The 25,387-nt window shown below is 68.3% G+C and carries 26 protein-coding genes; 11 read left to right on the top strand and 15 right to left on the bottom strand.

What is annotated here, in order from left to right:
- Positions 1 to 24: 24 nt before the first annotated feature.
- Together lpdA and H2Q94_RS07430 are read right to left on the bottom strand one after the other, a co-directional pair.
- A complete protein-coding gene (lpdA, locus tag H2Q94_RS07435) occupies positions 25 to 1,497 on the bottom strand; it encodes a dihydrolipoyl dehydrogenase (RefSeq protein WP_243793511.1) in 1,473 nt (490 codons plus the stop codon).
- 297 nt (positions 1,498 to 1,794) lie between these two features.
- Entirely contained in the window at positions 1,795 to 3,015 is a 1,221-nt protein-coding gene (locus H2Q94_RS07430) for a PucR family transcriptional regulator (RefSeq protein WP_243793510.1), read from the bottom strand.
- A gap of 155 nt (positions 3,016 to 3,170) precedes the next feature.
- On the opposite strand from H2Q94_RS07430, the gene H2Q94_RS07425 reads away from it, so the two are divergent.
- Complete coding sequence (locus tag H2Q94_RS07425) at positions 3,171 to 3,848, top strand: GntR family transcriptional regulator (protein WP_243793509.1); 678 nt, start codon at positions 3,171 to 3,173, stop codon at positions 3,846 to 3,848.
- Between the two features lie 562 nt (positions 3,849 to 4,410).
- On the opposite strand, the gene ligD is transcribed toward H2Q94_RS07425, so the two are convergent.
- Complete coding sequence (gene ligD / locus H2Q94_RS07420; protein WP_397545470.1) at positions 4,411 to 5,355, bottom strand: non-homologous end-joining DNA ligase; 945 nt, start codon at positions 5,353 to 5,355, stop codon at positions 4,411 to 4,413.
- A 196-nt stretch (positions 5,356 to 5,551) separates the two neighbouring features.
- Here ligD and H2Q94_RS07415 point away from each other — a divergent pair, with 196 nt between their 5' ends.
- From H2Q94_RS07415 to H2Q94_RS07400, 4 genes are all read left to right on the top strand, one after another.
- Positions 5,552 to 6,316 carry a DsbA family protein gene (locus tag H2Q94_RS07415; protein ID WP_243793508.1) on the top strand — a complete coding sequence of 255 codons (765 nt, stop codon included), beginning with the start codon at positions 5,552 to 5,554 and terminating at the stop codon, positions 6,314 to 6,316.
- Positions 6,313 to 6,942 carry a vitamin K epoxide reductase family protein gene (locus H2Q94_RS07410; RefSeq protein WP_397545438.1) on the top strand — a complete coding sequence of 210 codons (630 nt, stop codon included), beginning with the start codon at positions 6,313 to 6,315 and terminating at the stop codon, positions 6,940 to 6,942. The genes H2Q94_RS07415 and H2Q94_RS07410 overlap by 4 nt, the downstream gene beginning before the upstream one ends.
- Before the next feature lie 272 nt (positions 6,943 to 7,214).
- Positions 7,215 to 7,679: an ATP-binding protein gene (locus H2Q94_RS07405; RefSeq protein WP_243793507.1), complete on the top strand. Its 465-nt coding sequence runs from the start codon at positions 7,215 to 7,217 to the stop codon at positions 7,677 to 7,679.
- Positions 7,676 to 8,497, top strand: coding sequence for an RNA polymerase sigma factor SigF (locus H2Q94_RS07400; RefSeq protein WP_243793506.1), 822 nt, complete (start codon positions 7,676 to 7,678; stop codon positions 8,495 to 8,497). The genes H2Q94_RS07405 and H2Q94_RS07400 overlap by 4 nt, the downstream gene beginning before the upstream one ends.
- A 409-nt stretch (positions 8,498 to 8,906) precedes the next feature.
- On the opposite strand, the gene H2Q94_RS07395 is transcribed toward H2Q94_RS07400, so the two are convergent.
- Complete coding sequence (locus H2Q94_RS07395) at positions 8,907 to 9,812, bottom strand: M23 family metallopeptidase (protein WP_243793505.1); 906 nt, start codon at positions 9,810 to 9,812, stop codon at positions 8,907 to 8,909.
- 634 nt (positions 9,813 to 10,446) lie between these two features.
- On the opposite strand from H2Q94_RS07395, the gene H2Q94_RS30855 reads away from it, so the two are divergent.
- Both H2Q94_RS30855 and H2Q94_RS07390 read left to right on the top strand, forming a co-directional pair.
- Entirely contained in the window at positions 10,447 to 10,539 is a 93-nt protein-coding gene (locus H2Q94_RS30855) for a putative leader peptide (RefSeq protein ID WP_323055105.1), read from the top strand.
- 194 nt (positions 10,540 to 10,733) lie between these two features.
- Positions 10,734 to 11,627, top strand: coding sequence for a sulfite exporter TauE/SafE family protein (locus H2Q94_RS07390; RefSeq protein ID WP_243793504.1), 894 nt, complete (start codon positions 10,734 to 10,736; stop codon positions 11,625 to 11,627).
- Between the two features lie 534 nt (positions 11,628 to 12,161).
- Here H2Q94_RS07390 and H2Q94_RS07385 read toward each other — a convergent pair.
- Positions 12,162 to 13,328, bottom strand: coding sequence for an NAD-dependent epimerase/dehydratase family protein (locus H2Q94_RS07385; RefSeq protein WP_243793502.1), 1,167 nt, complete (start codon positions 13,326 to 13,328; stop codon positions 12,162 to 12,164).
- 326 nt (positions 13,329 to 13,654) lie between these two features.
- Here H2Q94_RS07385 and H2Q94_RS07380 point away from each other — a divergent pair, with 326 nt between their 5' ends.
- Entirely contained in the window at positions 13,655 to 14,137 is a 483-nt protein-coding gene (locus H2Q94_RS07380; protein WP_243793499.1) for a GtrA family protein, read from the top strand.
- On the opposite strand, the gene H2Q94_RS07375 is transcribed toward H2Q94_RS07380, so the two are convergent.
- From H2Q94_RS07375 to H2Q94_RS07350, 6 genes are all read right to left on the bottom strand, one after another.
- Positions 14,103 to 16,388: a glycosyltransferase family 2 protein gene (locus tag H2Q94_RS07375; protein WP_243793497.1), complete on the bottom strand. Its 2,286-nt coding sequence runs from the start codon at positions 16,386 to 16,388 to the stop codon at positions 14,103 to 14,105. The genes H2Q94_RS07380 and H2Q94_RS07375 overlap by 35 nt on opposite strands.
- Positions 16,385 to 17,299 (bottom strand): NAD-dependent epimerase/dehydratase family protein, encoded by a 915-nt coding sequence (locus H2Q94_RS07370; protein WP_243795590.1) that lies wholly within the window; start codon positions 17,297 to 17,299, stop codon positions 16,385 to 16,387. The genes H2Q94_RS07375 and H2Q94_RS07370 overlap by 4 nt, the downstream gene beginning before the upstream one ends.
- 252 nt (positions 17,300 to 17,551) lie before the next feature.
- The gene (locus tag H2Q94_RS07365; RefSeq protein WP_243793496.1) at positions 17,552 to 17,989 is read right to left on the bottom strand and encodes an SRPBCC family protein; all 438 of its coding nucleotides are present in this window, start codon (positions 17,987 to 17,989) and stop codon (positions 17,552 to 17,554) included.
- Positions 17,990 to 18,034: 45 nt separating this feature from the next.
- Positions 18,035 to 18,865: a phosphoenolpyruvate hydrolase family protein gene (locus H2Q94_RS07360; RefSeq protein WP_243793495.1), complete on the bottom strand. Its 831-nt coding sequence runs from the start codon at positions 18,863 to 18,865 to the stop codon at positions 18,035 to 18,037.
- A complete protein-coding gene (locus tag H2Q94_RS07355; RefSeq protein ID WP_243793494.1) occupies positions 18,862 to 20,079 on the bottom strand; it encodes a Tm-1-like ATP-binding domain-containing protein in 1,218 nt (405 codons plus the stop codon). Before H2Q94_RS07355 ends, H2Q94_RS07360 begins: the two co-directional genes overlap by 4 nt.
- A 144-nt stretch (positions 20,080 to 20,223) precedes the next feature.
- Positions 20,224 to 20,604, bottom strand: coding sequence for a YbaB/EbfC family DNA-binding protein (locus H2Q94_RS07350; protein WP_243793493.1), 381 nt, complete (start codon positions 20,602 to 20,604; stop codon positions 20,224 to 20,226).
- A gap of 127 nt (positions 20,605 to 20,731) precedes the next feature.
- Between H2Q94_RS07350 and H2Q94_RS07345 the strand changes: the two genes are divergently transcribed.
- From H2Q94_RS07345 to H2Q94_RS07335, 3 genes are read left to right on the top strand one after another with little or no spacing between them, the layout of a single operon-like run.
- Positions 20,732 to 21,067, top strand: a complete 336-nt coding sequence (locus H2Q94_RS07345) for a hypothetical protein (RefSeq protein WP_243793491.1) — start codon at positions 20,732 to 20,734, stop codon at positions 21,065 to 21,067.
- A complete protein-coding gene (locus H2Q94_RS07340) occupies positions 21,064 to 22,008 on the top strand; it encodes a polymorphic toxin type 24 domain-containing protein (RefSeq protein ID WP_243793489.1) in 945 nt (314 codons plus the stop codon). The genes H2Q94_RS07345 and H2Q94_RS07340 overlap by 4 nt, the downstream gene beginning before the upstream one ends.
- Positions 22,005 to 22,985 (top strand): hypothetical protein, encoded by a 981-nt coding sequence (locus H2Q94_RS07335; protein WP_243793487.1) that lies wholly within the window; start codon positions 22,005 to 22,007, stop codon positions 22,983 to 22,985. Before H2Q94_RS07340 ends, H2Q94_RS07335 begins: the two co-directional genes overlap by 4 nt.
- Before the next feature lie 225 nt (positions 22,986 to 23,210).
- On the opposite strand, the gene H2Q94_RS07330 is transcribed toward H2Q94_RS07335, so the two are convergent.
- From H2Q94_RS07330 to H2Q94_RS07320, 4 genes are all read right to left on the bottom strand, one after another.
- On the bottom strand, positions 23,211 to 23,600 hold the full coding sequence (locus tag H2Q94_RS07330) for a type II toxin-antitoxin system death-on-curing family toxin (RefSeq protein WP_243793484.1): 390 nt from the start codon (positions 23,598 to 23,600) through the stop codon (positions 23,211 to 23,213).
- Complete coding sequence (locus H2Q94_RS30440) at positions 23,597 to 23,719, bottom strand: hypothetical protein (protein WP_258718669.1); 123 nt, start codon at positions 23,717 to 23,719, stop codon at positions 23,597 to 23,599. The genes H2Q94_RS07330 and H2Q94_RS30440 overlap by 4 nt, the downstream gene beginning before the upstream one ends.
- A gap of 202 nt (positions 23,720 to 23,921) precedes the next feature.
- Complete coding sequence (locus H2Q94_RS07325; RefSeq protein ID WP_243793482.1) at positions 23,922 to 24,080, bottom strand: hypothetical protein; 159 nt, start codon at positions 24,078 to 24,080, stop codon at positions 23,922 to 23,924.
- A gap of 80 nt (positions 24,081 to 24,160) precedes the next feature.
- Positions 24,161 to 25,339, bottom strand: coding sequence for an acyl-CoA dehydrogenase family protein (locus H2Q94_RS07320; protein ID WP_243793480.1), 1,179 nt, complete (start codon positions 25,337 to 25,339; stop codon positions 24,161 to 24,163).
- Between the last annotated feature and the right edge of the window lie 48 nt (positions 25,340 to 25,387).

Genomic DNA, 25,387 nt, shown 5'->3' with positions numbered 1-25,387 from the left:
GATGCGTCGAGCGGAACGGGTGGATCAACGCTTCTTCGGCGGCGCGGTGTGCACCGGCAGGCCGAGCGCGGACATCGCCGCCTCCATGCCGATCTCACCGAGCGTCGGGTGCGCGTGGATCGTCTCGGCGAGCTCGTCGAGCGTCGCCTCCAAAGTGATCGCCAACGCGCCCTCGGTGATCAGGTCGCTGGCGGACGGGCCGAACACGTGCACGCCGAGAACCTCGCCGTACTGCTCGCCCGCCACGATCTTCAGGAAGCCCTCGGTGTCGCCGAAGGTCTGCGCGCGGCCCAGCGCGGCGAACGGGAACTTCGTCGCGACGACCTGGTGGCCGGCGTCGGTGGCCTGCTTCTCGGTGAGCCCGACGCTGGCGATCTCCGGGTGGGTGAACGTCGCGGCCGGGATGACGTTGTAGTCGATCGCCGCGTGGTGACCCGCGATGGTCTCGGCGGCCACCACGCCCTGGTGCGAGGCGACGTGGGCGAGCAGCGCCTTGCCGGTGACGTCACCGATCGCGTAGACGTGCTCGACGTTGGTGCGCAGCTTCTCGTCGACCTGCACGAAGCCGCGGCCATCGACCTCCACACCTGCGGTGGCCAGGTCCAGCGAGGCGGTGTTGGGCTTGCGGCCCACGCCGACCAGCACCACGTCCGCGTCGACCTCGGAGACCTTCGCACCGTCCACCGCGACCTTCAGAGCGGCGTTCTTGCCGCGACCGGAGCTCTCGATCTTCGAGACGGTGGCGCCGGTGAGCACCTGCACACCGCGCTTGCCGAAGGAACGGCCGAGCGCCTTGCCGATCTCGGCGTCCTCGGCGGGCACCAGCGTCGGCTGCATCTCGATGATGGTGACCTCGCTGCCCAGCGAGGAGAACAGGCTGGCCCACTCGGCACCGACGGCGCTGCCGCCGATCACGGCGAGCTTGCCGGGCACCTCGGTGAGGCCGAACGCGCCATCGGAGGTGATCACGCCGGGCAGCTCCGCGCCGGGCAGCGGCAGCTGCACGGGAACCGAGCCGGTCGCGATGATCACCTCGCGGGCGCTGATCCGGTCCACCGGCTCCGCACCGGCCGGTTCGGCGGCGTACAGCGGGCCGTTCGCGCCGAGCGCGGACTCGCCGACGGCGAACACGTCGACCGTGGTGGGGCCGGTGAAGCGGGCGTGACCCTTGACGACGGTGACGCCGTTGGCCTTGAGCAGGCCCGCCACCCCGTCGGTGAGGCCCTTGACCACGCTGTCCTTGCGGCGGGTGACCGTGTCGTAGTCCAAGCCGATGTTCTCGGCGCGCACTCCGAAGTCGGCGGCGTGCAGCACCGTCTCGTAGACCTCGGCCGAGCGCAGCATCGCCTTCGTGGGGATGCAGCCCCAGTTCAGGCACACGCCACCGGGGCGCTCCTTCTCGACCACGGCCACGTTCAAACCGCGCTGCGCGGCCCGGATCGCGGCGACGTATCCGCCGGGGCCGCCGCCCACTACGAGGAGGTCGTATTCCTGCACTTCGATGTGCTCCTTCGAGCCGCACCAGCCCTCACGAGACCGCGCCAACGGGCGGGTTCGCAGCCGGGTGAATATCGGGTGATTCTCACTCTGAGTGTCGTGAGCACGGCCACTTCCGCGCTATGCGCGACCGCCCAGACTTCGCCGACGGTCGCTGTGCACAGCGCACAATTCGAGCCTTGATCAACACCTTGAGTGATCGAATCTCACTGTACGTGAGACACTAGCGCGGCAAGACCGAGGAAAACCCGAGCACCTCACGCCCGGCGAAAAAACGGGAAAATTTCGCCGTCGAACTCAGTCGCGCAGTCCGTCGCGCAGGTGTAGTGCCGACAACGCCAACGACAGCGACACGTACGCCGCCCGCCCGTGCAGCGGCTGCCCGATCAACGTGCCGATCCGGTGCAGCCGGTTCAGCACGGTGTTGCGGTGGCAGTGCAACCGCACCGCCGCGTTCGCCGTCGAGCAGTTCTCCTCCAGCCACGCCGTGAGCGTCTCCAGCAACATGTCCCGCTCCTTCACCGGCAGGTCCAGCAACGGACCCAGTTGCGAATCCAACAGCCGTTGCGCCAGGTCAGGGGACTGCACCAGCAGCGCCTCCGGGTAGCGCTGATCCAGCGACACCAGCTGCGCCGAACCGTAGGAGGCGGTGCCCATGGCCGTCACCGCGAGCTGGTGCGCCAGTCCGAGCTCGGCCAGCCCGCGCACCACCGGCGACGCCGCCACCCGGCCGCGGGCCAGCGGGCGCAGCACCTCCAGCGCGCCCGTCGCCTTCCGCTGCTCCAGCGCGACCAGGCCCACCAGTGTGTCCGCGCGCACTTGCCACACCGAGCGAATGTGCACCCCGCCCAACGCGTCGTGCTGCCCGCTCAACGCGAAGCTGCCGTCCGCGCGCATCTCCGCGACCACGACCAGGTAGCGCCCGGAGGCGGGCAGATCCAGCTCCTTCGCCGTCCGCTGCGCGAAGGCGGTGTCCCGCGCCCGGCCGCTGAGCAAGTCCTCCACCAGCGCGTGCCTGCGCTGGTCATCGCGGCGCAACCGCTCCAGCTCGGTGTTGCGGTACGAAGTGGACAGCGTCGAGGACAACCCGTCGATCACCGTCCACATCGACGTCGCCGCCCCCAGCACCACGTCCGGATCGGCGCGATCCGCGTGCGCCTGCTCGACGATGGCCTCCCACACGATGCGACCGCCGAGGCGGAAGGTGCGCAGCATGACCTCCAGCGGCACGCCCTGCTCCGCGCGGCGGCGGCCGATCGCGGCGGCCACGTCGTCGCCGTCCGGGTCGCCCGCGGCGCCGCTCAAGATCTCCAGCACCCGCTGCAAGTAGCGGCGGCAGCCCTCGTACAGGTCCTCGCGGGGCACCGGGCGGTAGTCGGTCCACTCCGGATTGTCGGTGAAGATCGCCGCCATCAACCGCTCGGCGAGCGCCTCGGCGTCCCCGAGCCGAGCCGCCGCCAGCGAATGCGTGATCGCGTGCCCGGGATCGGGCACCGGACGAGCAGGATCGGCGGCCACGTCCTGCGACGATACCCGCGGAGCAACGATCAGCGATCGTGCGGCGTCCCTTGCCTGGTATCAAGTTCGCAGCGTCAACTTCGTGCCGTGATCGGCGGCGCACCCCACCACGATCGACCAGGGACGATCGAAATCAGGCGACGATCGAGAGAGCGATGCCCGGAGCAGGACTGCCCCAACGACGACCGCGCGCCCAGCTCTCCGACGAGGTGGCCTCCCGGATCCGCGACCGGATAGTGACCGGACGGCTGCGCAAAGGCGAACACCTGCACCTGGAACGCCTGGCCGAGGAGATCGGCGTCAGCGTCACCCCGGTGCGCGAGGCCCTGCTGGCGCTGCGCGGCGAGGGGTTCGTCGAGCTGGAGCCGCGCCGTGGGTTCACCGTCCTGCCGCTGAACCGCCAGGACATCGAGGACACCAGCCGGGTGCAGGCCGCGCTGGGCGGCGAACTGGCCGCGCGCACGGCCGAGCTGATCAGCGTCGGGCAGCTGGCCGGGCTGGAGTCGGTGCAGGCGGAACTGGAGCACGCCGGCCGGTTCGGCATCGGCGACGCCGAAGAACTGGACATCCGGTTCCACCACGCCATCTACGACATCGCGGACTCGGCGAAGCTGGCGTGGTTCGTGCAGCTGGCCTCGCGGTACGTCCCACGGCGGCTGCCGGCGGCCGCCGCGGAGTTCACCGAATCCGCCGGGCCGGAGCACCGCGCGATCCTGCGGGCGCTGCACAACCGCGACCCGGAGGCGGCTCGGCAGGCGATGCACGCGCACCTCACGCACAGCGGACAGGTCCTGCTGCAGGAGCTGGACCAACAAGGATTCTGGGAACAGTGATCGCACGTTCCAGTGAACTCCGGGCTGTTCGATAGCGCTTCGCAGCCGGGAGCGACGACCATTCCCTCACGTGGGCGAGACGGACGCCACCTGGGAATATTTCGGGCACGTAACGTATTCTCTACCTGCGGCGACATGCTCTATGGCGGTCGGGTTCGCGGCGACGTCACCCCCTTTGATCCCCGGGTCGGCACCAGCTGATCCACGGGTCATCGAAGACGTCCAGCGGCCTTCGGACACATCGGAAACCACGTCTCCCGAGCTCGGCGCCACGACCACCAGCAGCAGCTTTACCTTCTCCAGAAATGCGGGGCACGAACCATGCAGATCAGCAGCCGCACTGCCGTGTCGGTTGTCGGAACAGTGATGATGGTCCTGGGGACCGTCGTACTAGCCGCATGGTCTTCGCCCGAGTCCCCGGTGCAGCAACCTCCGGTGTCGCAGAACGGCGCGGTGGTCAGCGTCCTGAGGTGACCGGGCCGAGGGCCGATCTCCCGGCAGGGGCGGCGTATCGCGCCGCCCGCCGCCCGGCCCTCAACGCAGGTCCCCCGGAACACGCCCCTCAGTCCTCTCGCACCACACCGGTCGCGGGTTTGTCGTTGCGCAGTCCCAGGAATCTCGGGTGCCGCAATCTGCCGTCCGGAGTCCACTCGGTGAACCCGACCTCCGCGACGAGCTCCGGCTCGGCCCACCGCACCGCCGGCTCCGCGACCCGATCCGTGAACGGCGACTCGGGCCGGGCGAGCTCGTCCAGCCTGCCGCGCAGCTCCCGCAACGTCGCCTCGTCGTAGCCGGTGCCGACCTTTCCCGCGTACCGCAGCGCACCGCCGTCGAAGTAGCCGACGAGCAATGCGCCGAATCCCGCGCGGGAGCCCTTCGGTTCGGTGCAGCCTCCGATGACGAACTCCTGCCCGGACAGGCACGGGAACTTCAGCCAATCCCTGGTGCGGCCACTGCGATAGGGACGGTCCGCGCGTTTCGCGATGAGCCCCTCCCAGCCGCGCGAACAGGCCTGCCGGTAGAACTCCTCGCCGTCCCCGCGCCGATGCTCGCTCAACCGCAGCGGGCCGGTGAACTCGAAGCACTCCGCCAGCAGCCGCTTGCGGATCCGCAACGGCAACCGCGTCAGGTCGACGCCGCCGAACGCCATCAGGTCGAACACGTAGTAGTGCACCGCCACCCCGGTACCGCGCGCGGCGCGCGGATCGGTCAGGTGCATCCGGCGTTGCAGCTTCGCGAAGCTCGTGCGGTCGCCGTCGAAGGCCACCACCTCACCGTCCAGCAGGAACCGGTCGCCCTGCGCGGCCAGCGCCTCGACGACCTCCGGATAGGCCGAGTCGACCCGGTTGTGGTTGCGCGACCACAGCACCGGCGCTCCCCCGTCTCGTCCCGCCACCACTCGCACGCCGTCGAGCTTGCGCTCGAACAGCCAGTCCGGCCCGGAGAAGCGGGCATCGGTGCGGGTGGCCAGTTCCGGTGCCAGCCAGTCCCCCGACCAGCTCCGCAGCAGCGGGCGCAGCTCGGCGTCGAGCAGGTCGAGAGGATCAGGCTCAGTCACGCATGCGGTATACCCGTAGTGGGCAGGGCGACGCCCTGACCACCCGCTCTCTCACACTTTCGTGTTGGTGCGGGAAACTGGAGTTGATCTGCCGCAGGTGCGGGTACGCGCCCGCCCGAGCCGACCGCTGAAGGTGCACCGAGCGATGCCGAAGACAAAGAACCCGCTGCTGAAGAAGAGCGGCCCCTCCACCAACATGATCTTAAGCATCGTGGTGGTCGTGGGCGCGATCCTCATCGTCGGCGCGATCCTGCTGTTCACCGCGAACCAGAAGGGCGACGAGCAGGCCGGCGGTGGCGCCCCGGCGCCCGGCGCCGACGTCAGCAACATCGTCGCGCACCCGGACAGCAACAAGCTGCTCGAAGCACCGGACGGCAAGGTCACGGTGTCCGAGTTCCTGGACTTCCAGTGCTCTGCCTGCTGGACCTACTACTCCGCCGTCAACCAGCAGATCGAGAAGGAGTACGCGGGGCGCATCACCTTCGTGAACCGCAACTACCCGATCCCCAAGATGCACCCGCTGGCCGAATCCGCGGCGAAGGCGGCCGAAGCCGCGGCCGCCCAGGGCAAGTACAAGGAGATGTACCACGCCCTCTATGACAACTATCCCGCCTGGGCCGTCAGCCCGGACGGGCAGACCGTCAGCGACGACGAGGACCGCGCAGGCAAGCTGTTCACCCAGTTCGCCCAGCAGAACGGCCTGGACGTGAACAAGTTCAAGGCGGACGCGGAGTCCCCTGCGATCGCCGAACGGATCAAGAAGGACCAGGCCGACGGTGACCAGGCCGGGGTCGAGGGCACCCCGTCGTACTTCATCAACGGGCAGAAGTGGGAGGCCTCGAACGCCCAGAACTACGGCGACGTGCTCCAGCAGCTGCGCGAGCGACTGGATCAGGAGCTGGCGAAGTGACCGCCACCCAACAGGCCCGTGCTGCCGAGCCCACGCCCGTGAGCTCGGCAGCACCGGCTCGCGGCCTGGGCTGGCTGTACCTGATCGGCGGCGCGATCGGTCTCGTCTCGGCTGCCGCACTGCTCATCGAGAAGATCAACAAGCTGGGCAATCCGGCCTACGTCCCGTCCTGCAGCTTCAACCCGATCGTGTCCTGCGGTTCGGTCATGGACAGCACGCAGGCCGCGCTGTTCGGCTTCCCCAACCCGCTGATCGGCGTCGCCGCGTTCCCCGTGCTGATGGCCGTCGGGGCCGCGCTGCTGGCCGGATTCGCCCCGCCGCGCTGGTTCTGGCTCGGACTGCAGCTCGGCACCGCGCTGGGCGTGGTGTTCGTGCACTGGCTGATCGTGCAGAGCCTGTACGAGATCGGCGCGCTGTGCCCGTACTGCATGGTCGTGTGGGTCGTGACGATCCCGATCTTCTGGTACACGACGCTGCACACCCTGAGCTCCGGTCACCTCGGCGGCGGTGTCGCCGCAGGCAACGCGCTGAGCCGGTTCCACAGCCTCGGGCTGGTGGTCTGGTACCTGGTGATCGTGATACTGGTGCTGCAGGCGTTTTGGAGTTACTGGACCAGTTTGGTCTAGAGAACTCGCACACCGGGCTGGAACACCCGTTTGTACAGCCACCACGCCGGGTACCAGGTGACTGTGAGTAATGGTAATTCGCAATCATCACCGGCCGGCCGGCCGACGACGTTCGCGACGCGGACGCCGAACCCGGCGGCGCGGACCGGACCCGATCGAGGTGGCGCGTGATGCGGTCAGAACCCGGTGCGCGATCGGAACCCGGAATCCGGCCAAGAGTGCCGGATTCCGGCCCCGGAACGAGGTTCCCCAGCGCAAAGCGAGGTGTACCAGTGTCAGCACCCCAGCCCGCACGCGGTGAGCAGATCGCTCCCGCTCCCCGTCCGAGCGCGGACTCCGCCTCGCAGGCGTCCGTTGTGGAGGTCCGGGTCGCCGCGGAGGCGTCCCAGCTATCCGTCCTGCGAGCCGTGACCGGAGACCTGGCGATGCGGGCCGATTTCGACGTGGACTCGATCGCCGACCTGCGGCTCGCCGTGGACGAAGCCTGTTCCTCGTTGATCCGGCTCGCCGCGAGCGGCCGGACCCTGACGTGCCGGTTCCAAGGCGACGACCAGAGTCTGAGCGTGTCCGCCTCCGTCGTCAGCGATCACCCGCAGGAAGCCCGGCAGGACACCTTCAGCTGGCGCGTCCTGAGCGCGCTGACCGACAGTGTGTCAACCTCGGTGGAATCAGACGCGGACACCGGCAGTGGCCATGTGGTCCGCATTGACTTGACCAAGGGACGGACACACGAGTGAAGCAGGCGGATTCCGATCACGCTGCGCGCTCGCGACATCAACGCTACGACGAACTGGCGCCCCTGTTCGCCGAACTCGCGGGTGTGAGTGAACAAGATCCCCGCCATGCGCAGCTGCGGGACAAGCTGGTCACCGCGCACCTGCCGGTGGCCGAGCACATCGCGCGGCGGTTCAGCCACCGCGGCGAAGCACAGGAAGACCTCACCCAGGTCGCCACCCTCGGGCTGATCAACGCGGTGGACCGGTTCGACCCGGACCGCGGAGTGGACTTCCTGTCCTACGCCGTGCCCACGATCATGGGCGAGGTGCGCAGGCACTTCCGGGACACCGGCTGGGCGGTGCGAATGCCCCGCAGGCTCCAGGAACTGCACCTGTCGGTGTCTTCGGCCATCGCCCGTCTCTCCCAGGAGCTAGGCCGCGCGCCCACACCCAGTGAGCTGGCCGAACACCTCGACATCAGCCGGGACGACGTTTTCCGCGGCTTGGAGGCGGGCAACGCGTACCGGAGCGCCTCGCTGGACGAACTGCTCACCGCCACCGACGAGATCCCGCTGGGAGCGGCGATCGGCTCCGACGACGCCGAGCTCCTCGAAGTGGAGAACCGGGAAACGATCCGTCCGCTGCTGGCCGAACTCGACGAGCGGGAACGGCGGATCCTGGTGATGCGGTTCTTCCGCTCCATGACGCAGACCCAGATCGCGGAGCAGATCGGCATCTCCCAGATGCACGTGTCCAGGCTCCTGTCCCGAACCCTGGTCTGGCTACGAGACCGCATGGAAACAGCAGAGTCTCCGACCGAGTCCGCTGCTTCCGACTGATCGGGGCTCTTTTTGCTTTGGGGGTCGGGTGGCGGAACCTCAGTTGGTCTCTCGCTGCGGGATCTTTTTCCCTAGTGGCTCCGCCACGAGGGAAAAAGCTGTCCTCGCGAGAGACCAACTGAGAACCCGCGGGTGAGCGGCTTTGTGACGTGGGCTATGCGCTTCGCGCATCCAGGCACGGCTTCGCCGCAAGGCACGGCCTTCGGCCGCCGGGCAAGCGTGGCTTCGCCCGCCCTTCGCGGGCTTCGCCGTTTCGCCTGTGGGTAGAACGTGGAAAGTCGCCCGAGATTCGGTCGGGGGTGACTCCGAACCTCGGGCGACCGGTTTTGGGGCGGCGACTGCCGCCGGGAGCACCCGGGTGAGCGGGCGACGCGGGGGTTCGCCGCCCGGCTCGCCGGGTGCCGTGGCATCACTTCACGGAGATGCCGTGCTCCTGCAGCCACGGCAGCGGGTTGGTCTTGCTGCCGCCCTCGATGACCTCGAAGTGCAGGTGCGGGCCGGTGGACTGGCCCTTGTTGCCGATAGTGGCGATCTTGTCACCGGCGTTGACCTTGTCGCCCACGCTCACGTCGATGGTGTTCACGTGGCCGTAGACGGTGATCGTGCCGTCGTTGTGCTGCACCCGGACCCACTGGCCGAAGCCGCTGGCGGGACCGGCGCTGATGACCTCACCGCCGCTGACGCTGACGATCGGGGTGCCGATGCTGTTGGCGATGTCGATGCCCTTGTGGGTGCTGCCCCAGCGGGAACCGAACCCGGAGGTGAAGGTGCCATCGGCGGGCTTGACGTAGCCGTTGCTCGCCTTGGCGGGCGCGGCTGCGGCCGCCGGCTTGGCCGGGGCCTCCGCCTCCTTAGCCGACGCGGCCTTCTCGGCCTCATCGGCCTTCTTGTCGGCGGCTTCCTTCGCGGCCTTCTGGTCCGCGACGGCCTTCGCCTGTTCCTGGGCGATGCCCTCGGCCTTGGCGACCTTCTGGGCTTCGTCTTGCGCACCCTGGGCGGGCTTGGCGTCGAGCAGCTGCACCGAGGCCGGGGTGCCGTGGTCGCCGTTCACGGCGGTCGCGAGCTGCTGCTGCGCGGCCACGTGCTGGTCGGCGACCGGCCGGACGGCCTGGTTGTCGGCGCTCTTGTCCGCGTTGGCGGCCAGCGGCTGGCCGACGGCGGCGAACGCGCCTGCCGCGACGACGGCCGCGGCGATCTTGTTCCGGGTGGACACCCGGGAGGTCTTGCTCTCGGAGCGAGGGCGGAAGGAGTTCAACAACGACTCCCGGAGCGCGGTCTTCGGGGTGTGGCCGCTCTCCTTGTCGTACTTCGCCATGGTCGCCTTTCCGTCTTCGGGGGTGGCCCGGTCACTCCCGCCGGGGGATGCGGGCGAACTCTTCGGGGGCGAGTCCTGTTCGTGACTGAACCGTGACGTTCTCAGCGAAAAAGGTAGCTAAGGGTCATCCAAGCCATCAACCACTCACCCCTTAGGTGCAGCTTTGGCTCCCGTTTAGCCGCCAGACGCACACATTCCGTGACGAACAAAGATGACCTTTCGATAACGGCCGTGATCTTTCGCAGGGGATCTTCGCGCCCCACCGCAGGAGCCGCCGGAAGATCAGCGACCTGGCGCGATCAACTCCGTGCGATCAGTGATTCCCACTGGGCACGAGGCTCGCGAACACGCAGCGCCGCCAACCGATCACAGCTCCGCCCGAACCGGCGAGCAGCCCCGCGGGACCGCAAGGTCGGCGCTGACCAGCAGGATCAACACCACGCGGGCACACTCCGCATGGGTCGGCGACCAAGACCTCAACGGCCCGAAAGTGGTCTTGAGCACAAACCCGAGAATTCGCCTCCATCACCCGCCGGATGGCCTCAAGTGACTCGCGAGTAACCGTCTGCGGCCGATCTCCCGCACTCTGGGATGCGCGTGCCACCCGAAGAGTCGATCTGATTCACTGACAGGCATGACGCGTGGTGACCAGTGGGGCCTGCTCGTGCAGCGCCTGCACGTCGACCTGCTCCGCGTCAGTTCCGCCGGGTGTCGGCCTTCTCGCTGACCTCTCCCGCTGCCCCATTTCACTCAAGGCGCGGCAGGCAGCCGCCCTCCAGGCACGCGCCGCCGCCTCTCGCGCGCAGGCACCGCGGCACGCCCGCCGACCGGGTCCACGCCCGAATCGACCACCACCCGAACCGCCCCGGAACGCATGGCGCAGGACCGGGGCGCCCGCGAACGCCACCCCACGGAGAGATCGTGCAGACCTTCCTGATCTTCGCGCTCGGCGGTTTCATCGCCCAGCTCGTCGATGGTTCCCTCGGCATGGCCTATGGGGTGACTTCCACGACGATCCTGCTCACCGCCGGTCTCACGCCTGCCGTGGCCTCCGCTTCGGTCCACCTGGCTGAGATCGGCACGTCCGTCGCCTCCGGCATCTCGCACTGGAAGTTCGGCAACGTCGACTGGCGAGTCGTGCTCATCCTGGGCGTGCCCGGTGCCGTGGGCGCCTTCCTCGGCGCGACCGCGCTGAGCAACCTCTCCACCGAGGCCGCCGAGCCGTGGATGTCGGCGATCCTGCTCACGCTCGGCCTGTACGTGCTGCTGCGCTTCGCGCTGCGCCCGCTGCGCCGCAGGCAGCTGACCGGGGTGAGTTCCAAACTGCTCGCGCCGCTGGGACTCGTCGCGGGCTTCGTCGACGCGACCGGTGGCGGCGGCTGGGGTCCGGTGGCGACCCCGACGCTGCTGAGCACCGGCAAGGTGGAGCCGCGCAAGGTCGTGGGCTCGGTGGACACCAGCGAGTTCCTGATCGCGGTGGCGGCCAGCCTCGGCTTCATCATCTCGCTGGCCGACGAGCCGCTGTCCTGGGCCACGGTGGCCGCGCTGCTGATCGGCGGCGTGATCGCCGCGCCGCTGGCGGCGTACCTGGTCCGGATCGTGCCGATGCGCCTGATCGGCGTCGGCGCGGGCGGGCTCATCGTGCTCACCAACACCCGGACCCTGATCAAGGCGTTCGACCTGCCCGCTCCCGGCGTGTTCTACACGGTCATCGTGCTCGCCTGGCTGGGCGCGCTGGCTTACACGATCGCCCAGATCGTGCGCGACCGCCGCGAGGAGCTTCCGGAGGAGGCCGACGAGCCCGTGCACAGCTAGACCGGCCGCGCACCCGCCCTTCGGCGACACGACGAACGCCCGCTCGCGACGGTGTCGCGAGCGGGCGTTGCGGTCTGGCGGGGCCGAGCTCGACCGGAGGTTGCGTGGCTACGGCTAACACACGGAGCGTCAGGCATTACCCACGTGCCGTATCGCGCGAGTCATACGAAAGGGCTACGGTTCGGTAGGCCGTGTGGAAGCCCCCCGACACGCGGTAGGCGTCCCGGGTGCGAGTGCGTACTTCATTCTCGCGCCCGGGACGCCGCTCCCCGTACCTGCGGCCACCGACTGGCCACTTCGTTCTCCGCCCGGGAAACCGGGCGAACGCCACCGGATCCCCATCGGCAGGCGACCCGCATCATCGACGCGGAGTCCAGCGACGCGTGGCACTCAGTGTGCACGCCAATCATGGAATATTCCAGGCCTTGTTGCGCACAGTTCGAACACGACCGCCATCGATCCGGCCCGGATCTTCGTGCGAACGGTGACGGATGCTCCCTCGGTGAGCACCCGTCACCGTGGCGAACGCTCGGCTCAGTCCGTGCGCATCGGGCTGGACGCGGCACGCCACTTCACCGTCGGCCGCATCGCGGCCAGATCGACCCGATCCACGTGCGCCTTCGCGACCCCGAACAGCGAATCGATGAGCGTGTTCGACAGCAGGTGCGGCTCCAAGCCCAGCTCGACCAGCCCGGTGTGCACCACGTTGTAGTGGTGCTCGGTCTGCTCGACGCGCGGGTTGTCCAAGTACTCGACCTCGACCGTGCCGTCGAATCCGTTGGCGACGACCTTCGCGATCTCCTCGACGGAGAAGCTCTCCGTCATCTGGTTGAACACCCGGAACTCGCCGGCGTCCGCCGGGTTCTCCGCCGCCAGCCGGATGCACTCCACGGTGTCGCGGATGTCGATGAGCCCGCGGGTCTGCCCGCCGCTGCCGTACACCGTCAGCGGGTGGCCCAGCACGGCCTGGATGACGAACCGGTTCAGCACCGTGCCGAAGATCGCGTCGTAGTCGAAGCGGGTCGCCAGCCGCGCGTCCCGTGCCGTCTGCGGCGTCTCTTGCCCGTACACGACGCCCTGGTTGAGGTCGGTGGCGCGCAAACCCCAGATGCGGCAGGCGAACTCGATGTTGTGGCTGTCGTGCACCTTGCTCAGGTGGTAGAAGGAGCCCGGCTTCTTCGGGAACAGCATCCGGTCGGTCCGCCCCTTGTGCGAGACCTCCAGCCAGCCCTCCTCGATGTCGATGTTCGGCGTGCCGTACTCGCCCATCGTGCCCAGCTTCACCAGGTGGATCGACGGGTCGATCTCCTGGATCGCGAACAGCACGTTGAGGTTGCCGACCACGTTGTTCTGCTGGGTGTACACGGCATGCTTGCGGTCGATCATCGAGTACGGCGCCGCACGCTGTTCGGCGAAGTGCACGATGGTGTCCGGGCGGAAGTCCCGCACCATCTCGTAGGTGAAGTCCGCGTCGACGAGGTCGCCGTAGTAGGACTTGATGCTCTTGCCCGACACTTCGTGCCACGCTTCGATGCGGGTCTGCATCGGCTCGATCGGCACCAGGCTCTGCACGCCCATCTCGTGGTCGTACCCGCGCCGGGCGAAGTTGTCGGCCACTGCCACCTCGTGGCCACGGTCGGACAGGTGCAGAGCGGTCGGCCAGCCAAGGTAGCCGTCGCCCCCGAGGACGAGGATTCGCACGCCTTCTTCTCCTCTACGTCATTGCGGGCGCCACCGGTGGCCGCGGGAGGGCAGCGCGGTGGCAGTTCCTCCGGGCACCGAGGTGCTCCGGAGCCAATCGGCACGGTAGGAAACGCACTGTCAGGAGCAGGTGAAGACGCCGGATGCCGAGGGCGCCGGACGCCACCTCGCTCCCGACAACATCGGAAATGCTCTCATTGTTCGGCGCGGGAGCGAAGAGTCCGAAGCAACCGGGCCAGAGAGGAAGAGCACGCCGGAGCGCCCCGGTATCGTGCTACCGCGACGCGGCCCGTTCGGGCCTCGGTGCGGCGGGAAAGGACTGATCAGTGCAGCAGGCCACCGAGAGCGCGCCACCGCCGAAGGCCGGCGGGCGCGGGCATTACTGGCGGCTCATCAGCAGATTCGCCGCAGCCTCGGTGGTCGCGACCGGGATCAGCCAGCTCGTGTTCGTCGGCTCCTACGCGCTCGGCGCGTTGCCGGTGGTCTCGACCGTGCTGGCGTGGCTGGCGGGGGCCGTCCCGAACTTCGTGCTCAACCGCCGGACCTGGGGCGGCGGAGGCAGATCCGCGCTGCGCGGGGAGATCGTGCGCTACGCGGCGCTGTCGGTGGGCACCGCGCTGCTGGCGGCGATGGCGACCAGCGGCGCCGAGCGGCTGGCGCTGGCGGAGTTCCCACACGACCGCCTCCCGCAGGTGGCGATCGTGTGGGGCGCCTTCCTCGCGACCTACCTGGTGATGTTCGTGGTGAAGTTCTTTATCATCGACCGGTTCATCTTCACCGCTCGGGAACGGCCACCGCGGGCTCGTTGATCCGTTCGGACGCCGGCCGGGTCTGCGGCTGCGGGGCGGAACGCCGTTCGCGCAGCCAGGTGCCTAACACGACCTTGGCGTAGCGGTAGCCGTAGAGGACGTTGTTGCCCTTCTTGCTCTGCCCCGCGGTGCGCGCCAGCATCGTCATCGGCCGCTCCAGCACCCGGTACCCGCGGGCGAGCACGCCGACGAGCAGCTCCGAGGACTGGTACTGCTTCTGCTCCAGCCGCACCGAGTTCGGCACCTCGATCTTCATGCCGCGGAAGCCGAACGAGGTGTCGGTGATCTTCTGCCCGGTGAGCGCGCTGACCAGCCACGCGAACACGTGAGTGCCCGCTCGGCGGACCAGGTCGGTGCTCTCGGTGCGACCGAGGGTGCGGGATCCCGTGACGAAGTCGGCCTCGTCGTCGATCAACGGCTGCAGCAGCTGCGGCAGCTCGGCGATGTCGTACTGCCCGTCGGCGTCGGTGGTCACGAGGTAGCGGGCGCCGCGTTCGGCGGCGATCCGGTAGCCGAGCCGCAGCGCCGCGCCCTGGCCCCGGTTGACCGGCGCGACGCACGTCTGCGCGCCGTGGCGCAGCGCTACCTCCGCGGTGTCGTCGGTGGCGCCGTCGACGACGACGAGCGTGTCCACGTCCAGTCCGCAGCTCTGCGCCGGCATGCCGTCGAGCACCGCGCCGAGCGCGTCCTGCTCGTTGTAGGCCGCGATGAGCACGACCACCGAGGCGAACCGGCGGTCGCCGTAACGTTCGGCGTAGCCGTCGAGGGCCGCCCGGTCGACCTCGTCGGGGTAGGTCGTGGACATGGTGGTCTCCTTCGGGGTGGTCGGTCTGTCGGGTAAGCGGGTCGGGCGTGGTCCGATGATCGCGGTCAACGCGAGCCCACCGGCCAGCGGCACCAGCACGAGGCCGGGCAGCTGGTAGCGCCAGGAGAATTCCATCGCCGCCGCGGTGGCGAGCACCGTGGTGGCCAGTCCGGCGGGCAGCAGCGTCACGGCGCGCAGGCCGCTGCGGCGGGCACGGCCGACGCCGAGCACGGCCAGTCCGGACAGGACGAGCAGGCCGCCGAGCACGGTGCCCGGCGTGTAGCCGCCGCCGAGCTGATAGGCCCGCAGGAACCCGCCGATCTCGGTGTCGGCGTGCAGCGTGCCGTCGCCGTACAGCTCGGACCATTCCGCGACGTACCAGGGATCGGCGTACATCGGGTACTCGGTCTTGAACTGCCAGCGGTCCAGCGGCACATCGCCCGGTGTCTGCGTGCGGGTGGGTGCGAAGCCCTTCAGGAAGTCCGTGACGAAACCGCCCAGGACGTCGAACGGTTGCTGCGCCAGGACTTTCGCCGCCATGCCGCTCTGCGCGGTGGCGAGGTCGAAGTCGTCGGGGAGCTTCTTGGTGTTGGCCGAGACGTGCCAGAAGTGGATGTAGAAGTCGATGCCCTGCTTCTCCCGCGCCTCGACGGGTTCCTTCGGGCACACCCGCTGTTCCTCGGGGGTGAGCCCGAGGTTCGCGCAGTCGGCGACGACGGCGGTGCGGCCGTAGACGACGCTGCCGGTCGAGCCGCCCAGCGCCGGAGTCCCGGTCCACACCAGGTGGTACATCGAGTAGCAGAACAGGACGCCGAGGAACGCCCCGGCGAGGGCTCCGGCGCTGCGCAACCTGGGTTTCCACCCGTCACGCGGCCGCAGTCCGGCGGCCAGCAGCACGAACACCACCGCGGGCACCACCAGCGTCAGACCGACGATGCGCACCAGCACCGAGGTCGCCAGCAGCAGTCCGGCGATCGCCGCGGTGCGCGGTCCGGGCGTGCCGCGCCAGGTCAGCACGAAGATCGCGGCCAGCAGCAGGACCTGGAACAGCAGGTCCGACATGATGTTGTGCTCGATCTGCACCTGGTAGGCGTCCAGCAGCACCGGTGCGGTGGCCAGTGCCGCGATCCAGCGCCGCGCGCCGAAGCGCAGCAGCAGCACGTAGACCGCGACGCCGAGCGCGAGACCGATCAGGTGCTGCACGGCCACCACGAACGCCAGGTTCCCCACCAGCAGCAACGGGCCGAGCAGCAGGATCTCGTAGCCGATGGGGTTGATGCCGCCGGGGTAGAACACCCCGAGGTCGTCGAGGTAGCGGAACGAGTCGATGTAGAGCAGCGCCGGCCGGTAGGCGAGCTGCGCGAGCACGCGCAGCACGACGCCACCGAGCAACAGCAGCGCGAGCAGCCAGTGCGCGCGGAGGTGCCGCGCCGGCGCGGCGATCACGGCGCCCCGGGGGTGACCGTGCGGAAGTCCTCCCACACGGTCCGCAGCCCGTCGGTGAGCTCCACCGACGGGGTGTAGCCGAGTTCGCGACCGGCCTTGGCGATGTCCACGATCACCGCGGGCATCTCGCCGTTCTTGGCGGGCACGTGCGTGACCGGCAGCGGCTCACCGGTGGCGGCGCGGACCGCCTCGATGAGTTCCAGCACGGAGATCGACCGCCCGGAGCCGATGATCGCGGTTCCGGTGTATTGCTTGTCGCTGGCCGCGAGGATGCCCTGCACCACGTCGTCGATGTGCACGAAGTCGCGGCTCTGCGCGCCGTCGCCGTAGACCTCGACGCTCGCGCCGGACAGCGCCGCGCGCATCAGCCGCGGGATGAAGCTGTCCTTGTGCCCCATGCCGGGGCCGTAGATGTTGGTGAACCGCAGCGCGGTGGTGGCGATGCCGTAGGAACCCGCGTAGCCGGACAGCAGCATTTCGCAGGCGGCCTTCGTCGCGCCGTACGGCGTGAGCGGGCGCAGCGGGAGGTCTTCGGAGATGGTGCCGTGGCCGATGTCGCCGACGACGGCGTTGGTGGAGGCGAGCACGAACCGGCCGACGCCGCGCTGCCGCGCGAGTTCGAGCAGTTCCTGGGTGACCTCCACGTTGGCGCGGTAGGTCTCGGCCGGCTGGTCCACGGAACGCAGCACCGAGGTGATCGCGGCGAGGTGCACGATGGCATCGGTGCCCTCGGCGACGGCGGCTTCGCGGACGGCCGGGTCGGAGAGGTCGCCCGCGACGTGGGTGACGAGCTCGCCGCGCAGCGATTCCGGCGGGTCTTGCACATCGACGATGGTGACCGGCGTGCCGCGTTCGGTCAGCGCCCGGACGACGGCGCGGCCGACGAACCCGGAGCCGCCGGTGACGACCACGCCGCCCGGCGCAGCGCCGCTACGCAGCGTTTCGGACGACTCGGCTTCTGTCGCTCGTTCAGGGGAAGTTTCACTGCTTGGCACGGCTGAACTCTAACGGGCCGCCATCCGAGTGTGTCGGCTAACCCACACCGATCGTCAGCCGAATGGCAGCTTGCGCACTCACGAACTTTCCGCGTGGCGCACGGTGCCCATGATACCCGTGGGCACGGCGCCGGGCGGGCGTTCGAGCGCCCGCCCAGCAAGCCGGACTCAGCCGGCGTAGTGGTCGCCGAGCGCCTTCAACCCGGTACCGAACACGCCGCCACCGAACACTTGGTCAAGCTTCTCCTCCTCGGCCGCATCGGTGTCGTAGTCGCTGTACCACTCGACGAACGACTGCCCGGTCGCCGTGATCGGCAGGACGCGGATCGTGCTGCGGTACGAACGCACCGGGAAGGGGCCTTCGGTGATCTCGTAGGTGTAAGCGCGGGCGGTGTCGTCCAGCGCCACCAGCCGTTCCCGCACGACACCGCCGTCGGCGAGGGTCAGCCGACGCGTCGCCCCGACCTCCGCCGGGGACGCGCCCGCCTCGATCTCGCTGGTCTTGATCGCCGGATGCCACTGCGGCAATCCGTTGAAGTCCCGCACCAGCGCCCACACCTGATCCGCCGTGGCCGGAACCACCGCACTCGCATAGGACCGTGTCATCACGTGCTCCTCACCGTCGTGTTCCACCGCACCGGGCAGTGCGGCTCACCGCTTGAGGTTCTTGAACTCCCTGGTCCGCTCGGTCAGCGCCTGCTCGACCGGGAGCCGTTCCATGCTGCTGGCGCCGTAGAAACCGTGGCACCGCTTGGTGCGGCCCAGCACGTAGGCCGCGTCCTCGGGTGTGGCGATCGGGCCGCCGTGGCAGAGGATCAGCACGTCCTCGCGCACTTCGGCGGCCGCCGCGGACCACTCGTCGATCAGCGTCACGCAGTCGTCGAGATCCTTCGAGGTCTCCGCGCCGATCGAGCCGCCGGTAGTGAGCCCGAGGTGGCACACGACGATGTCGGCTCCGGCGGCGGTCATGGCGCGGGCGTCCGCGGCGGAGAAGACGTACGGCGTGGTGAACAGGTCCGCTTCCCGCGCGGCGGCGATGAGCTCGACCTCCTGGCGGTAGCTCATGCCGGTCTCCTCCAGATTGGCCCGAAAGGTGCCGTCGATGAGCCCAACGGTCGGGAAGTTCTGGATCCCGGCGAAGCCGAGTTCGCGCAGCCGCGCCAGGAACGGGCCGGTGAGCAGGAACGGGTCGGTGCCGTTGACGCCCGCGAGCACCGGCGTGCGGCGCACCACGGGCAGCACTTCGCTCGCCATCTCCACGACGATCTCGTTGGCGTTGCCGTAGGCCAGCAGCCCGGCCAGCGAACCACGGCCGGCCATCCGGTAGCGGCCCGAGTTGTACAGCACGATCAGGTCGATGCCGCCGGATTCCTCGCACTTCGCCGACAACCCGGTACCGGCGCCGCCGCCGATGATCGGCTCACCCCGATCGGCCATGCCCCGGAATCGGCGCAGCAGGCTTTCCCGATCGAACCGCGTCATGACCGTTCCCCTTCCGCTTCGGGCCGCACTTCGCGGAACGCCGTGAGCAGCGCGTCCACGAAACCGTCGTCGTTGATGTCGTGCGGAATCCTCCGCAGCTGCCGCTGCTCGGTCTGGTGGACCTCCGCTTCGAGAGTCTCGAACAGGGCCTGGTCGGCCGCCGGATCGTGGAAGGGCTGCCCTGCGACGTCGAGCAGCGAGACACCGCCCTCGGGCAGCAGGAACCGCACCGGTCCGGTGCAGGCGTTGAGCTTCGCGGCCAGGAACCGGGCGATCTCGCGGCATTCGTCCGGGGTGGTGCGCATCAGCGTGACCTGCGGGTTGTGCTCGTAGAACAGCCGGCCCCGGTAGCGCTCCGGCACGGTGTCCGGCGCCCCGAAGTTGACCATGTCGAGGGCGCCGCAGGAGCCGACGTAGGGAACACCGCCGTGCGCGACGGCGTCGAGCCGCGAGTCACCGGCGCTCATCACTCCCCCGGCGATCAGGTCGCACACCTCGGTGGTGGTGATGTCCAGGACCGCTTCGATGAGGCCGTCGGCGACGAGCTTCTCCATCGCCCGCCCGCCGGTACCGGTCGCGTGGAACACCAGCGGGTCGTGCTCGGCGGCGAGCCTGTCCGCGGTCTTGGTGACGCAAGGCGTCGTCACCCCGAACATCGTCAGCGCCACCGCCGGGCGCTGCTCCACGGCCGGAACGGTGTTGCGCACGGCCCCGGCCAGCGCGTGCGCCGCGTTGCCGAGCACTCGGCGGGAAATCCGGTTGAGCCCGGCGACGTCGGTCACCGCCGGGAACATCGCGATATCCGATGCGTCCACATAGGACGAAATGTCTCCGGAGGCCACGGTAGAGACCATCAGCTTCGGCACTCCCACCGGCAACCCCCGCAGCGCGGGAGTGATCAGCGCCGTGCCCCCGGAACCGCCGAGCCCCAGCACTCCGCCGACACCGTGCCGCGCGGCCAGCCACCGCTCGAACGCCAGCGCCATCGCCACGGCGGCCGACCCGCGATCGCCGGTGAACACCGCCTCGGCTCCGCGCGGGTGCGCGGCGGCCACCTCGGCGGCGGGCACATCGGGAGCATCGGCGGAATCCGTACCGGAGGTGCTCACGTCGACCGTGGTCACCTCCACGCCCGCGTCGGCGACGAGCCCGGCGACGTAGCGCAGCTCAGCCGCCTTGGTGTCGAAAGTGCCCACCACATAAGCCCGGCCCATGGCACCGCCCCTGCACTCGGAATAAGCCCGCGAGAACCCTACTGGTGAATCCAGCCGCACACAGCCCGTTGATCACCATCCGCGAGTCGTGCCGCGATGGGAAGGCAGAAGCGCGGATCGCACGAGGTTCTGCGGCTGCGCATGTCAGGAGTCCAACCGCTTGCGTGCCGCGTCGATGTCCGCGGCGACCTTGTCCATCGCTCGCTCGAAACCCTCGGTGACGCGGCCGAGTTCCGCGCCGAGCCCGGGCAACGCACCTGTCGAGGCGACCTTCTCGGCCATCTCGTCCAGCGCCGCGTTGACCGCTTCCCGTACCGCCGCCTCCGCCGCGGCTCGCGGCATCCGTCCCCACTGATGCGGGTCGAACGCGATCTCACCGACCCGCCCCCGCGGATCGACCCGCGCCCGGACGAGCCCATCCGACGAGGCGCCCGAGCCCATGAGTTCGTCGTCCTCCGGCGCGTGCTCGGGAAAGCTCCCGCGACCACGGTGGTGATCAGCCGGGTCTTCCAGGAATGAACTCACAAGATCCCCCAACGATGCTGTGACCCGCCACACTCGGCCGCCTCTTTCGAACGATCCCACCCGGTTCTCCGGAATCGCTAGCCTCCCCGGCAAGATCACACAACGTCCGGCAGGCGAGGCGGAGTGCATGGCAGCGTCGTTCTTCATCCACACCGACCAGTTACGCGGATCAGGCAGGCGGCTCAGTTCGGCCGGAGAAGGAGTGGACGCCGAACGCGGAACACTGCGGACAGCGGTGGCAGGAGACGCCGGCACCTGGGGAGCGGACGAACTTGGAGCGGCCTTCGGCCAAGCGCACCTGGAAGTGGCCGAACTGGCGGAGCGGGCCTTGGCGGTATTGGCACGCGCTACGGCCGAGGTCGGCACCTCGCTGATAGCGACGGCGACCGAACTCGAAGACATCGACCGGACCCACGCCGACGAATTGAACAAGCTGCTCTCCGAACTGGGGAACCGGTCGTGAGCATCACGCTCCCGCCTGAGCTCGCACAGCTGCTGGCGGAGTGCGGCGGAACCTTTCCCGAAGCCGACGAAGACCGGCTGCACGAACTAGCCGAAGGCTGGCGCAGAACCGGCAGGACATTGGAACGACTTCGCCAAGAGGGCTCCGAAACAGCCCGGTCGGTCGCGGCGACGCATCACGGCGCGACCATCGACGCGTTCGACGGCCGCTGGGCCGGAATCGACGCGCACTTCGCGCTCGGCACCGTGGCAGCCGAACAGGCCGCGGCGGCCGTCGATGCGATGGCACTCGCCACCATCGAGACCAAAAACGCCATCATCTCGGTACTGGCCGCCGGACACACTCAGCGGCAAGAGATGCAGAGCCAGGTCGCCGTAGCGTTCTGGGGACCGCTCCTCCGATTCCTGCTGCAACTTCTCAAAAACCACATCGGACCACTGCTGGCCCGACTCGGACAACTGATCAAGAGCGGATTGTCCGCGCTCTTTCGCGGCATCAAGAAGGCGTTCCAGACGATCGTGGACTTCGCCGAGTCGATCTTCGAAGGCGCAGGCACGCCGGAACCAGCACCACTGCCGCCCCCCGCGCCACCGGTCTACCGACGCGACCAGCCACTACCGCATGCACGGGAACTGATCGAGAACGGCACGCAGTGGACCGGAACCGGGCGAGGCGGGGGCAAAGTCCCCCTGACCGCCGAACCGAACCAGGTTTACTATCGGAAAGACTCGCAAACCGGGACCGTGACTAGTTACAGCGTTTACGACGACCAGGGATATATCATTAAGCGCGTCGACCTGGCCGGGAGGCCGCACGGAGGAGTTCCCACTCCGCACGTTCTACATTATCAACTCAACGTTGACGACAAAACAGGGACAACGAGAGTCGGCCCGAGCAAGGAACAACCGGTTCGCGCCGCCACACCCCGGGAGGTACCGTGAGCACTGAAGAGAATGAGAATCGACGCGAGTATCCCGGCTTCCTCAAGGACTGGCACACCTCCGACGGCGACCCACTGACGCCTATCGGATTTCTCAGCACGCTCACCTCAGGATTCGAGGCGATACTCGCCATCCAATGGTTGTTCCGACCGAACTTTCTCGAGTATCGCGGCACCATCTTCGCGACCGAAAACGAAACCGAGCCCAGCTCGGCCCAAAAAGAGGCGCTAGACATCTGGATATCTCACTTCAAGGGAGATACAAGCAAGGTCGAATTCAAGAGCAATTTGACAATTCTTCCAGATGTATTCACTAACTTGCAGCTCGACGAGCACATCGCGGAGATGTCCGTATTCGCGGAGAGCGTAGCCGATTGCTGGCGAGGCCTCCTGAAAACGCAGTTCCCGAACCGGGAGTTCGTCGTCGAAATATTCGATGACCCTGAGGAGCCTTACGACCCCCAGATCACCTTCTACAGCAAGCCGAAGGAGCCTTCGAACGATCCGGTCGTCGTCTACGACGTGGCGGCGGGGCAGTTCGCCCAGCTCGAAGGGGTACACGCCGCGCTGCACCTCGACCTGCCTCCGTCGGCGCGAGCCGGGTTCGCGCAACTCGCGCTTCCTCCGCAGCAGGCGTTGGAGATCAACATGCGGGACGTGGCCGACCGGAAGGCACTGCTCGGCCGAATCGCGCCCGAGTCGGACACGCTCACCGGAGCACTGCGGGCCTCCGGGCGGAGCGCGGTGTTGTTCTCCGGGTTCGAGCAACTCTGGGTGAAGAACCGCGCGGTCGCGGAAGAGCTGATCAGAGACACCCCGGAAGCGCTCGCCACCGCACGAGCCGAAGGACGAACGTCGCACTTGGCGTTCGCCGACCTGACCTCGGACACCGCCGAATCCGTGCTGAACCTGCTGCGAAACGTCGCCGCAGAACACGCCGAACCGGTGCCGGTCTTCCATTACGCGCCGTCGGCATAACGATGGCCCCCGGCTTCGACCGGGGGCCATCGTGGAGGCAGATCAGTGGCTCTTGCCCTTGCCGCCGCCGGTGAAGCGGTTCTTCACCTGGTCGATCTTGGCCTTGTTCTTCGGGTCGCTCGCGTATCGCTTCGCCTGGTCGATCGCCTTCTTGCCCTGCGGGCTCTTGGCGAAGTCGGTCAGCTTCTTGAACCCCCTCGGGCACCGGCCCGGTACCCGGTGAAATCACGGTCGTCTTACGACTCGAGTACCGAGCTCCTTGGCGAGATCGTCGACCTCGTACTCACCCACGGCAACGGCCCGGACGAACGAGTTCGCCTCGACCGGATCACCCGCACGCAGATCGAACCCGTTCTTGACGTAGAAGAAACGGGTGGCTAGCCACGCCAAGCGCTTGTTCCCATCGACCAACGGGTGATTCCGAGCCAAGGCGAGCAGGAGAGCCGCAGCTTTCTGATCAAGGTGCGGGTAGGCGTCCGTGCCGAAGACCGTCGCACGTGGCCGATGCAAAGCCGACTCCAGCAATCCCCAGTCCCGCACGATGTCCATCACGGGCTCGGGCAACGCCTGCTCGATCAGATAGATCGCATCATCGAGCTCCACGTGATCGGTCATTCGGCCAGCAGCCTCAACAGCTCCGCGTCCTCAGCGAGGAAGCGACGCACCTCCGCGGCACGGAACTCCTCATGCCGCTCGAAGTATTGGTGCAACGCGGCGATCGCGATCTCGTGCATGGACCGCCCCTCGCGATCCGCTGCCTCACGAAGCCTGGCGTTGTCATCCTCGCTGAGCCTCAGTGTCATAGCCACGCCCACCATGCTACCGCGTGATACCAGGCGGTAGCACCCCTTGTGCGAACCATGTCCAGGTGACGCGCTCCCCTGGCATGACGATGGCCCCCGGCTGCACGCCGGGGGCCATCGTGGAAGTGGCAGATCAGTGGCTGTTGCCCTTGCCGCCGCCGGTGAAGCGGTTCTTCACCTGGTCGATCTTGGCCTTGTTCTTCGGGTCGCTCGCGTATCGCTTCGCCTGGTCGATCGCCTTCTTGCCCTGCGGGCTCTTGGCGAAGTCGGTCAGCTTCTTGAACAACGACATGGCAGCTCCCAATCGGGCCGGTCGGTACGCCTACGATCAGGCTACCGGCAATTCGGACACCGAATCGAGGCCCCACCCGATCATCCGAGCACGCCGCTGACCGAGGCGTGCCCCTTGAGCAGGTTGCGGGCGATGGTGCGGCGCTGGATCTCGTCGGTTCCCTCGAAGATGCGCAGCAGCCGGATGTCGCGGTACCAGCGCTCGATGGGCAGCTCACGCGTGTAGCCCATGCCGCCGTGGATCTGCAACATCCGGTCCACGATCTCGTTGGCGCGGGTGCCGCCGTAGAGCTTCGCGATGGACTGGGCGTGCCGGGAATCGGCGCCCTGATCCGCCTGCCACGCCGCCTGCAGCACCAGCCAGCGCAGCGCCTCGATCTCCACCGCGGAGTCCGCGATCATCCACTGGATGGCCTGGCGATCCGCGATGGGCGCACCGAACGTCTGCCGGTTGCGGGCGTAGTCCATCGACATTTCCATCATGCGCTCACAACCACCGAGAGCGCGGGCGGGCAGCAGGTAGCGGCCGCGGCCGATCCACTGCATGGCCAGCTTGAAACCGCCGCCGACCTCGCCGAGCACGTTCTCCTCCGGCACCCGCACGCCGTCGAAGACCAACGCGGCCGGTTGGCGGTCCCACTCGCCCATGATCTCGATCGGCTCCGATCGCCAGCCCGCGTCGCGGTCGGCGAGGAAGCAGGTGACGCCGCCGTCGGCGCCCTTCTCCTTGTCGGTGACGGCGAAGACCATCGTGAAGTCGGCGTCGATGCCGCCGGTGATGAACGTCTTCTCGCCGTCGATCACCCACTCCGAGCCCTCTTTGCGGGCCGTGGTGCGCAGGTTCTTCGCGTCCGAACCGGCGCCGGGCTCGGTGATCGCGAAGCAGGACTTGCGCTCCCCCTCGATGGTGGGGACCAGGTAACGCTGCTTCTGGTCCTCGTTGGCGTGGTAGAGGATGTTGTCCGCGTAGCCGCCGAAGCTGAACGGCACGAACGTGCGGCCGAGCTCGATCTCGATGAGCGCCGTGAGCACCGCGGAGAGGTCCATCCCGCCGTACTCCTCCGGCGTCTGCACTCCCCAGAACCCGGCGTCGCGGGCCTTCTGCCGCAGGTCCTTGAGCTCCTCGCGGGTCAGGCCGCGCTCGTGGTTGCGCTCCCGGCGCAGCACCTCCTGCTCCAGCGGCATCAGTTCGCGCTGCACAAAGGTGCGCACCCAATCCCGAATATCGCGTTCGGTCTCGGTGAGGGAGAAGTCGACCATCGGTGGCGTTTCCTTTCGGCGCGGTCGAGGGATTTCACTGCTCGGGCA

The organism is Saccharopolyspora gloriosae (assembly GCF_022828475.1).
GTDB classification, from domain to species: Bacteria; Actinomycetota; Actinomycetes; order Mycobacteriales; family Pseudonocardiaceae; genus Saccharopolyspora_C; species Saccharopolyspora_C gloriosae_A.
The sequence above is the reverse complement of the archived record's forward strand: the minus strand, read 5'-3'. Positions and strand labels throughout refer to the sequence as shown.